Below are 10,530 nucleotides of genomic sequence, written 5' to 3' on the forward strand. Positions count from 1 at the left end.
ACGGCGCTCAATCGACAGTGCTCATGGCGAAACCCCTGCCGCATCACCCTGGCCGCTGCTATGAAATCGATAACATCAGCGATGACATCCAAGGTGAGGAAGCGACATGGCGATACGGGCGGCTTGGGCACTGGTCCTGGCGATGGGGGTGGCCGGGATGCCGGCCCGGGCGGCGGAGACCGTCAAGGTCAACCCGGCGCTGGAAGCGGTGCTGGCCGGCGATCCGCCTTTCCGGGCGCAGGCCCTGCGCCTGGCGGACCTGCCGGTGGCGGCGGGGCCGGCGGTCAGCCTGTTCAACGGCCGTGACCTGGCGGACTGGGACGCCTGGCTGGGCTATCCCGACCCCGCGCGGACATACAGGGCGCAGCCGGGGCAGGCGCCCATCGGCGCGGACGCCGCCTCCATCTCCCGGGTCTTCCAGGTGGTGATGGAGGAGGGGGAGCCGGCGATCTTCATCACCGGGCGGACCTGGGGCGGGATCGTCCATCGCGGTGACCACGCCAACTACCACCTGCGCCTGGAATACAAGTGGGGCGAGACGAAGTACCCCCCGCGCCTGGACATGCCCCGGAACAACGGCCTGCTGTACCACAGCCACGGCGCCCCGGGCGCCGTCTACGGCACATGGATGGCGGCGACGGAATTCGAGATCATGGAGGGTTCGGTCGGCATGGTGGTGCCGGTGGGCCCCTTGGTGACGGCGGTGACCGAGGTGGGACGCGACCGCGCGCTGATCGATCCCCAGCGCCGTTACATGCCGGCCGGCCGCGCCGTCACGGTGCGCCCGCCGGCCTGGAACGTGGAGGCCGCCAGCGACGCGGAAAAGCCGGCGGGCGCGTGGAACGTGCTGGACCTTTATGTCCTGGGCGACCGCGCCGTGCACGTGGTGAACGGCGTGCCGGTGATGGCGGTGCGTGACCTGCGGATGCGGGAGGGCGGCGCATGGGTACCCCTGGCCCACGGCCGCATCCAGCTGCAATCGGAAGGGGCGGAGACCTATTTCCGTCGCATCACGCTGGAGCCCATCACGCGCTTGCCCAGGGTGGTCCAGGATTAGGGTCGGAACCGGAACTGAACTGTGGTTCAAGGGCGGGGCACCGCATTTCCGCCGCGCATAGCAAGTTTATTCCCATGCCATTCGCACATGTCTTCCGCGTGTTCGGTCCGGTTTTGTTAACTTTTTCATAGAAAGAATATCGGTATTGACTCCTATTGCGTGTGGTCGCAATCTCTCGTTGCGCACCTAAAAAGATCGGGCCAAGCCCGACGGCTGACCAACCGCCAGCGACTGGACAATATCCCTTGTCCAGAAACGAGGAGACACGCCATGAAAATGATCGCCTACAGGCATGTTCATGCTTTCGCCCAAGTGGTTCCGCAGACCCAATTGCAATATGCTCAGACTCTTTTTCATGAGGACAACACTGCGTTCGTTGCGTCGCCTAAGCTGTATAAGAGATTCCCTCAGGTTAAGATTGATGATCTGGCCACAATACTGGCTGCCGTCTGGGCTGACAGCGTTGCCGGTGCGGGCTCCATCAAGGCCTGGTTGCGCGCCTCCGGTGCCGGTTGGTCCGACATCGAGATCACCAATGCGGCGAATGTCACCTACGGCAGCTGGCACGGCCTGTTGGTCCGCAAGAATCTGCAAGACGTCGGCAAGTATCCGGCTGTCACCAATGACTATTACAGCTCCCCTGACGTGATCGCCCGCCAGAAGCGCGTGGACGACCCCAGCACCTTCCTGACCGCCCAGTCCTATGGCACCAATCCATGGGAACAACCGGCGCGTGGCCTGAACTATCTTTATCTGCGGGCCAAGAACCTTTACCCGGGTGGCCTTGAAGGTAATTTCGTCGCGTACAACTACAAGGGATCAGTGACTCCGCCGTCCAAGTGGAACCAACTGAGCACGGAGGCGGGCAGCCTGACATCCGCGATCAAGGCCAGTTCAATCAGCTCCGTCCTGCCTTCCGGCCAGATCGGCGTGACCTTCGACCCGTTCCTGTTTAACTTCGCCGCCGATCAGGGCGAGCACAATTGCATCTCAGTGCTGGCCCAGACGGCCTATTATATCAACCCCCTGCCCGACGACGCCAATTTCAGCATCGCCACCTGGTTGCTCAACGATCTGGCGTCGGCTTGGCACAATGTCGCGCAGCCGACCCAATCCAAGAACTTCCTGTATTTCACGAACCGGGACGATACGCCGGAGCGCTTTCGTTTCGAAGCCCATGTCTCCAACCTGCCTCTTGGCTCCGTCGTCCAGCTCCGGACCGAGGAGAAGCAGTATGAGGGGGCGGAAATCGACAGCGGTCCCGCCCGCATCTCCAGTGCCAGCGCCGTGATCATCGCCGAGGGTGTGATCAATCCCAAATATGACGGAAGGCTGGAAGTGACGCTGGACGTGCCGGGCCTCAACGGACGGCTGCCCCCGGAAGCTGTCGTCGAGATCCGCACCTTCTGGCGGGTGCCGGACGACCATCCGAACCATGCCAAAGCCGTTGTCCTGGCGGCCCGCAACCATCGGACGTTGCTGGATGGCGATGCGGCCGAACTGTTTCTGGGATCGTTCACCTTCGTGGGCGGTAGCCCGGATTGAACATACCCGGCGCATCGATATCGACAACAGAGCGAAAAAAACAGCCCGGCTCCCGAAGGGGCCGGGCTTCTTCTCGCCAATACTCAGCCACCAACGTAAGGCGTTTCCCAAGAGGCTCTCACGCCCCCGCCGTCTCCGTCCCCAGGAAATCCAGCAGCAAACGGTTGACGGCGTCCGGCGCCTCCCGCGTGGGGAAGTGGCCGATGCCGGGCAACACCTCCCGCCGGTAGGGGCCGGTGAAGTGGCCGCGGGCGGACTCCGTCGTCCCCGGCAGGGTGCAGCGGTCGTCCCCGCCCTGGATCACCAGGGTGGGCACGCCCAGGGTGCGGGCGGCGCGCTGGCGCTTCTCCAGCTCGGCATAGCGGACATCCGGTTTGGCCTCGTCCCAGCGCACGCGATAGGAATGCAGGGTGATGGCCGCCCAGTCGGGGTTCTCGAACGCCGCCGCCGTCCGCTCGAACGCGTCCGCCTGGTACCAGCCGGGGGGGCTCCAGGTGTCCCATTGGTATTGGGCGAAGGCCTTGCCGTCGTGGCAGATGGTCTCCGCCCCCCGCTCCGTCGTCAGGAACCATTGGTACCAATAACGCTGGGCCTGGGGCAGCGCCGGGGTGGGCAGGCTGCCCGGCTCCCACCCCACCGACAGGGCGGCGACGCGGTGCAGGCGGTCGGGCGCCACCGCCGCCAGGAAATAGGCGACGCGCGCCCCCCAATCATGGCCGATGATGCTGAACCGCTGCCAGTCCAGCGCGTTGGCCAGGTCCAGCGCGTCCTGCGCCAAGGCGGCGATCTGGCCGGAGCGGGTGGTCTGGCTGGACAGGAAGCGCGTGGGCCCGAACCCGCGCAGCCAGGGCGCCACCGTCTTGTAGCCTGCGGCCCACAGGGCCGGCGCCACCCGGTCCCAGGTGTGGGCGTCGTCCGGCCAGCCGTGCAGCAGCAGCACCGGCGGCCCCTCGGGCGGCCCGCCGGCGATATAGGCCACGTCCAGCAGCGGGGTGGAGATATGGGCGATGTCGGCTTCGGTGGGGGGCATGGCGCATGAACCTTGTTGAGGACGATCCGGTTCCGGCGGTGTGGGTCACCCCGCCGCGCTGGCCACCACGCCGTCCGCCCCGGCCAAATCCAGCAGGGGCAGGAAGGCGCCGGCCTCCTGGGCGCCGGACAGGGAATAGAGGCGGTTGAAGATGAAGCAGGGCACGGCCTGGATGCCCAGTTGGCGGACGGCGGCCAGGCTTTGGCGCAGGGCGTCGCGGTCGGCGTCGCTGTTCAGGAAGGCGGCGGCGGCGTCCCGGTCCATCCCGGTCTCGCCGGCGATGGCGGCCAGCTCCGCCCGGTCGCCGATGTCGCGGCCGTCGCGGAAAAAGGCCGCCTGCAGGGCGGACGCCAAATCCTGGGCCCGGTTGACCCCGGGACCCTGGGCGTCGGCATGGCGCAGCAGGCGGTGGGCGTCCAGCGTGTTGGGGGTGCGGCGGATGCGCTCCGGATTCAGGGCCAGGCCCTCGGCCGCCGCCGTCTGTTCCAGGAGCGCGTTCACCTGGCGGATGCGCTCCATGCTGCCGAACTTGGCCAACAGGTCGATGGTGCGCTCCATCCCCCGGGGGGGCGTGTCGGGGTCCAGCTGGAAGGGCAGCCAGCGCACCTCCGCCCGCAGGCCAGGGCGCTGCGCCAGCGCCCGCTCCAGCCGGCGCTTGCCGATGTAGCACCAGGGGCAGACGAAGTCGGCGACGATCTCGATCAGCATGGGTTGGTCGGCATGGCTTGAACAACGGGTCGCGGGGCGGCCGGCTGGGCGCTCATCCCGGGGGCCGGCCACAAACGGGGGGACTATACGGCGGCGGGGCCTGGGGGGCGAGCCCCATCCGATGGCTCACACCCCTCGGATGGCACGCGCCGCCGGTGCCGGCCGCTTCGGTTTCTTTTTCGTTCCGGTCCGGGGGCTCCTGCGTTAAAGTTTTCCCGACTTTGCTTGATATGGGGCGCCGTCGGCCTTGGTCGATGGGGCCCGCCGGTGAATTCTCGGACGATTTCGAAATAGGCCGGTTCGGTCGGCGTGGGATCCCCCCGTCACGGGCGGGATCCGTGGGAGAGGCCCGTTCCATGAGCGAAACCTACGTCAGCATGAAGATCCGCGAGGCCATGGCCCAGGCCCAGGGCAGCCGCGCCCAGGCGCAGCGCATCCTGATGGCTTGGGCGCTGGCCGATGAACAGCTGATGCGCGGTCTCTGTAAGCCTTTCCTCAAGGGCATCACCGGCGCCGCCATCGAGCGGGTGGCGCGGGGCGGTGGTGCCGCCCCCTCCATGCCGGCCGCGGCCGGGGCGGGTGCCGGTGCCGGTGGCACCGCCCGCCGCGCGCCGCCGCCGCAGCGCCTGACCCCCGCCCAGCTGGACGCCATCGTCGCCCGCATGGGCGGCAGCCGGCTGGCCAACGCGCCGCCCATCCTGAACGGCGCCCCGCCGCCCAAGGCGGAGGGCACGGTGAAGCAGGCGGCCTCGGTCAAGGCGCTGGCCGCCGCCTTCCACCGCAAGAAGTTCTGACCCCGGCGTCATGGCGCGGAGTGGATGGTGAAAAGGGCGGGGCCGGTGGCCTCGCCTTTTCGTTCCGGGGGACTTTGTCTTGCCGCCACTTCATGCTATCGCTGCCCACCCTTGGTTTTGCCCGGTTTTGTGAAGGCTTGGTCCGTCCCATGAGCACTGTCGCCGTCCGTTTCGCGCCCAGCCCCACCGGCCGCCTGCACATCGGCAACGCCCGCGCGGCGGTGATGAACTGGCTGTTCGCCCGCAAGGCCGGCGGCAGCTTCCTCCTGCGCATGGACGACACCGACCGGGAGCGGTCGACGGCCGAGTACGCCGCCGGCATCGAGGAGGATTTGCGCTGGCTGGGCCTGGACTGGGACCGGTTCGCCCGCCAGTCCGACCGGCTGGACCGCTACACGGCGGCGGCGGAGCGGCTGAAGGCCGCCGGCCGCCTCTACCCCTGCTATGAGACGCCGGATGAGCTGGGCCTGAAGCGCAAGGCCCAGCTGGCCCAGCACCGCCCGCCGCTATATGACCGCGCGGCCCTGCGCCTGACCGACGCCGACCGCGCCCGGCTGGAGGGGGAGGGGCGCCGCCCGCACTGGCGCCTGAAGCTGGACCACACCCCGGTCGTCTGGGACGATCTGGTGCGCGGGACCCAGCGCTTCCAGGGCCAGGACCTCAGCGACCCGGTGCTGATCCGCGAGGATGGCCAGCCGCTCTACACCTTCGCCTCGGTGGTGGATGACATCGAGCTGGGCATCAGCCACGTCATCCGGGGGGAGGATCACGTCGCCAACACCGCCGTGCAAATCCAGCTCTATGAGGCGCTCGGCGGGCCCGTTCCCCTCTTCGGCCATTTCCCCCTGATCACCGACGCCAGCGGGGCCGGCCTGTCCAAGCGCCTGGGCAGCCTGAGCCTGAAGAGCCTGCGCGAGGACTCAGGGCTGGAGCCCCTGTCCATCCTGTCGCTGCTGGCCCGGATCGGCACCTCGGACGCGGTGGAATCCCGGGGCACGCTGGCCGAGCTGGTGGCCGATTTCGACCTCGCCAAGGTCGGCCGGGGCACGCCCAAGTTCGATCCGGAGGATCTGCGCCGCCTGAACGCCCAGCTCCTGCACCACATGCCCTACGCGGCGGTGGCGGACCGGTTGCCGGCCCTGGGCATGCCCGGCGCGGATGAGGCCTTCTGGCTGGCCGTTCGTCCCAACATCACCCAGGTGGCGGAAGCCCGGGGCTGGTGGGACATCACCCACGCGCCGCTGGCGCCCGTGGTCACCGACGCGGATTTCCTGGCCGCCGCCGCCGGCCTGCTGCCCGCCGCCCCCTGGGGCCCCGACACCTGGGGCCAGTGGGTGGAGGCGGTGAAGGCCGCCACCGGCGCCAAGGGCAAGGCCCTGTTCATGCCCCTGCGCCTGGCGCTGACCGGCCTGGAACATGGGCCGGAACTGAAGGTCCTGCTGCCGCTCATCGGGCGGGAGCGGGCGCTGGCCCGGCTATCGGGCCAAACCGCTTGAGTTTTTCTTTTTTTATCAGCACGTTAACGTCCCCACTTAAGGTCGGTCCCCATGGCGCTTCAGCTGTACAACACGCTCACCCGCGCGAAGGAAGTCTTCGTGCCCGTCGACGCTGCCCATGTGCGGATCTATTGCTGCGGCCCCACCGTCTACAGCTACGCCCACATCGGCAACGGGCGGACCTTCACCGCCTTCGACCTGCTGGCGCGGGTGATGAAGCACCTGTACCCGACCGTGACCTACGCGCGGAACATCACCGACGTGGATGACAAGATCATGGACCGCGCCAAGGCGCTGAGCCAAAGCATCGAGACGGTGACGGAGACGACGACGGCGCAGTTCCATGCCGACATGGACGCGCTGAACCTGCTGCGCCCGGACGTGGAGCCGCGGGCCACCGGGCATATCGACGCCATGATCGCCATGATCGCCCGGCTGATCGACGGCGGCCATGCCTACGCGGCGGAGGGCCACGTGCTGTTCAACGTGCCGTCCATGCCCGACTATGGCCGCCTGTCGCGCCGCAGCCAGGATGAGATGATCGCCGGCGCCCGGGTCGAGGTGGCGCCCTATAAGAAAAGCCCGGCCGACTTCATCCTGTGGAAGCCCTCGGCCGACGACCAGCCGGGCTGGGACAGCCCCTGGGGCCGGGGCCGCCCCGGCTGGCATATCGAGTGCAGCGCCATGACCGCCGCCCATCTGGGCCCGGTGTTCGACGTGCACGGCGGCGGGCTGGACCTGATCTTCCCCCACCATGAGAACGAGATCGCGCAGAGCCGCTGCGCCCACGGCACCGGCGTCATGGCCAACTACTGGGTCCATGCCGGCTTCCTGACCATGTCCGGCGACAAGATGTCGAAGTCGCTGGGCAACATCTTCACCGTGGCCGAACTGCTGGACGAGGTGCCGGGCGAGGCCCTGCGCCTGGCGCTGTTGCAGGCGCACTACCGCCAGCCGCTGGACTTCTCCAAGGAAGGCCTGCGCCAGGCCAAGGCCACGCTGGACCGTTGGTACGGCGTGCTGCGCGCCGCCCAGGGGGAAACGGGCGAGGTGCCGGCCGCCAAAGTGCCTGATGAGGTCCTGGCGGCGCTGGAGGATGACCTGAACACCCCGCTGGCCTTCAGCCTGCTGCACGAACTGGCCAACCGCTTCCACAAGGAAGCCGACCTGGCGGAGCGCGCCGCCGTCGCCGCCGGCTTCAAGGCCGCCGCCAACCTGATGGGCCTGCTGACCCAGGACCCCGAGGCCTGGTTCCGCTGGACGCCGAAGGGCGCGGAGGGCCTGGACGAGGCCGCCATCGCCGCCGCCATCCAGGCGCGCAAGGACGCCCGCGCCTCGCGCAACTTCGCCGAGGCCGACCGCATCCGCAAGGAGCTGCTGGAGCAGGGCGTGGTGCTGGAGGACGGGCCCCAGGGCACGACCTGGAAGCGGGTGTAGCTGCCCACTATATCCTTAAGGTTATATTTCAGGGTTGGGTGCCTCCCGAAGATGATATGCTCTTGCGGCATACGCCCGCTATGGTAGCGTAGCACAACCGTTAAGTTGGTGTATTTGCCTAAAATTCGCGACAAAATCCCGGCACCGGCCCAATAGCCGGCGTCGCTGAGGCCTTCTGCTACCACTTTGCACAGCTCTGACCTGCCCGGAGGAAACCATGAATAAGATGGGTTCTGCAGCGATGCTGCTTGCCTGTGTAGTGTTAAATGGATGTTCTGCTTACAACGCAGCCAAGAGTTATGTAAATGTAAACAGATCTTCCTCCGAGGTAGATCTTCAGGACGGCCCTGACCAAGTTCTTGATAGAATTGATTTTGTTAATAGGCTTAAGAAACAAGGGGACTCATATAAAGCAATAAAGCGTCAGCTCGGATACGAGGATACAATGGAAGAACATCCTGGGATGTATAAAAATATGTTTTATGCCACGGCATCAATATTAGATGCTGATTGCCATTCATATTTCTCTGGTCTCGATAGGCTTTTCCAAGATAAGGGAACATCTACGTCAGAAGCAAGCTTAGTTGGCTCTACGACGACCAGTCTGATGGGGGCATTTAAAGCGAGCCATGTGGCAATCGCGGCTGTAGCAGCGCTTTTTGGACTAACGACCCAGACAATAGATAATTTAGCCAACAATATGCTATACGATTTGCCACCATACGCAACTTATGCGCTTGTTGTTAAAGCAAAGCAGGCATTTATTGCTTATTTACCACTCGACAAAATCAGCAATGGGCCGCAGCTCATAACGGCATTGAATGGTTATTACGAGCTATGTACGCCTATTAAGATAAGAGGATTTGTAACAGAGGCAGTTAAAAGTAAGAATGCCAGTGTAGATGTTATTCCAGGATCATCACTCGGCAAAGATCCAGGATTCTATATTCCCAGTATAAACTTTGGGGCGGGTGGGGAGGCATCTGTGCCGCAACAAACAAATGGACAGACCCAAGCTGTGCCCTCATCTTTGCACCCAGAACAAGCGCCGGCGCAGCTGCAAACCCAATAACCTTCACCCCACCGGCGTCCCCGCCCGCAGCTCCCACGCCGCCGCCTCGTCCATGCGGCCCAGCCGGCGCAGGCAGGCGGCGCCGGCGGCCAGGGTGGCGGTGAGGCCGGCGGGGTCGCCGTGTTCGGCGGTTTCGGCCGCGTGGCGGTACCAGTCCATGGCCTCGTCGAAGCGGCCGAGGGCCGCCAGGGTGTCGGCCACCGCCTGCAGGGCGTGGGTGAGGCCTTCCAGGTTGACGCGGCCGGCGGCGTCGCCGTCCTCCACCGCGGTGACGGCGGCCAGTGCCCAGGGCAGGGCGTCGGCGGGGCGCCGCAGATCCACCAGGCATTGGGCGATGCGCAGGCGGGCGCGGCCGATGTCGTCGTGGCTGACGGGGCCGTCCAGGGGCCCCCGTTCCAGCGCGACGACGCTGCGCTGGAACCAGGCCAGCGCGTCCTCCACCAGGCCCAGGGCGTAGAGGCAGTCCGCCGTCAGGTGCAGGCTGGCGCCCAGGCTGGCGGGATCGACACGGGCGTCGGCGTCGCCCTGTTCCTTGGCCGCCACCGCCTGTTGCAGCCAGGGCAGGGCCTGGGCGGCATCGCCGTGGCGGGCCAGGCAGGCGCCGGCCTGGTGCAGGCTGTGGCCCACCGCCTCATGATCCACCCGGCCCTGGATGTCGCCGCGCGCCGCCGCTTCCGCCGCCTGGGCGAACCAGGCCTGGGCCTCGGTGTCGCGGCCCAGGCGGGCCAGGCAGGTGCCCACCAGATGCTGGCAGGCCGCGAGGTTGTCCCAATGCACCTGGCCCCGGCCGTCGCCCCGCTCCGCCGCCGCCACCGCACGCTGGAATTCGGCCAGCGCCGCGTCCACCCGCCCCAGATCGTAAAGGCAATAGCCCAGGTCATAGAGGATGCGGCCCAGGCGGTCGGGGTTGCCGGCCCTCTGCGCCTCCCCCTGCTCGGCCAGGGCGGCGGCCTGCTGGAACAGGGGGAGGGCGTCCGTGGGCCGGCCTTGGTCGATCAGGCCACGGCCCTGACGGTGCAATCCGTCCGGATGGGTGAAGGGAAGGGCGGTATGCGCCGGCATGGGGGGCGGCTTCCTGTAACGGGGCCGTCCAAAGGTGGCGACGGGGGGTGGGCCTGTCAACGCGCGCCCGGCCCGGGGGGCCTTATGGGCAGGGGCCCCGGCGCCGGGCTATGCAGGAAGGGATATGGCGCGTGCCATATCCCCATCCCCGGCCCCTCTATCCCAAGCCCCTCTATCCCAAGCCCCTCTATCCCAAGCCCCTCTATCCCAAGACGGCCCGGGGCCGCCCTCACAGATAGCGTCCGTCAAGCTGGTGTAAAAGCGGCGCGCGTTTGAGGTGGCCGTTGGTCAGGCGGCTTTGGGTGAGAATGTGACGGCTGGGACAGTTT

9 protein-coding genes are annotated in these 10,530 nt (G+C 66.8%); 6 read left to right on the plus strand and 3 right to left on the minus strand.

The genetic code is table 11. The features are described 5' to 3' along the window. The first annotated feature begins 106 nt into the window (after positions 1–106). Together FHS74_RS24490 and FHS74_RS24495 are read left to right on the plus strand one after the other, a co-directional pair. On the plus strand, positions 107–1,057 hold the full coding sequence (locus tag FHS74_RS24490) for a 3-keto-disaccharide hydrolase (RefSeq protein ID WP_184806613.1): 951 nt from the start codon (positions 107–109) through the stop codon (positions 1,055–1,057). A gap of 270 nt (positions 1,058–1,327) precedes the next feature. After that, positions 1,328–2,602 carry a hypothetical protein gene (locus FHS74_RS24495; RefSeq protein WP_184806615.1) on the plus strand — a complete coding sequence of 425 codons (1,275 nt, stop codon included), beginning with the start codon at positions 1,328–1,330 and terminating at the stop codon, positions 2,600–2,602. A gap of 118 nt (positions 2,603–2,720) precedes the next feature. On the opposite strand, the gene FHS74_RS24500 is transcribed toward FHS74_RS24495, so the two are convergent. Both FHS74_RS24500 and FHS74_RS24505 read right to left on the minus strand, forming a co-directional pair. Next, a complete protein-coding gene (locus FHS74_RS24500) occupies positions 2,721–3,632 on the minus strand; it encodes an alpha/beta fold hydrolase (protein ID WP_184806616.1) in 912 nt (303 codons plus the stop codon). Between the two features lie 45 nt (positions 3,633–3,677). Beyond that, positions 3,678–4,340: a DsbA family oxidoreductase gene (locus tag FHS74_RS24505; RefSeq protein ID WP_184806618.1), complete on the minus strand. Its 663-nt coding sequence runs from the start codon at positions 4,338–4,340 to the stop codon at positions 3,678–3,680. Positions 4,341–4,696: 356 nt separating this feature from the next. Here FHS74_RS24505 and FHS74_RS24510 point away from each other — a divergent pair, with 356 nt between their 5' ends. The 4 genes from FHS74_RS24510 to FHS74_RS24525 all read left to right on the plus strand — a co-directional run bounded on the left by FHS74_RS24510 (position 4,697) and on the right by FHS74_RS24525 (position 9,139). Further along, complete coding sequence (locus FHS74_RS24510; protein WP_184806620.1) at positions 4,697–5,134, plus strand: hypothetical protein; 438 nt, start codon at positions 4,697–4,699, stop codon at positions 5,132–5,134. Positions 5,135–5,283: 149 nt separating this feature from the next. Further along, on the plus strand, positions 5,284–6,630 hold the full coding sequence (gltX, locus tag FHS74_RS24515; RefSeq protein ID WP_184806622.1) for a glutamate--tRNA ligase: 1,347 nt from the start codon (positions 5,284–5,286) through the stop codon (positions 6,628–6,630). Positions 6,631–6,681: 51 nt separating this feature from the next. Beyond that, on the plus strand, positions 6,682–8,067 hold the full coding sequence (cysS, locus tag FHS74_RS24520; RefSeq protein ID WP_184806624.1) for a cysteine--tRNA ligase: 1,386 nt from the start codon (positions 6,682–6,684) through the stop codon (positions 8,065–8,067). 217 nt (positions 8,068–8,284) lie between these two features. Further along, complete coding sequence (locus FHS74_RS24525; protein ID WP_184806626.1) at positions 8,285–9,139, plus strand: hypothetical protein; 855 nt, start codon at positions 8,285–8,287, stop codon at positions 9,137–9,139. 3 nt (positions 9,140–9,142) lie between these two features. Here the strand turns inward: FHS74_RS24525 and FHS74_RS24530 are convergent, their stop codons facing one another. Continuing rightward, positions 9,143–10,201 carry a tetratricopeptide repeat protein gene (locus tag FHS74_RS24530; protein ID WP_184806629.1) on the minus strand — a complete coding sequence of 353 codons (1,059 nt, stop codon included), beginning with the start codon at positions 10,199–10,201 and terminating at the stop codon, positions 9,143–9,145. Positions 10,202–10,530: the final 329 nt, after the last annotated feature.

The sequence above is a fragment of the Nitrospirillum iridis genome (genome assembly GCF_014205765.1).
Classification (GTDB): Bacteria; Pseudomonadota; Alphaproteobacteria; order Azospirillales; family Azospirillaceae; genus Nitrospirillum; species Nitrospirillum iridis.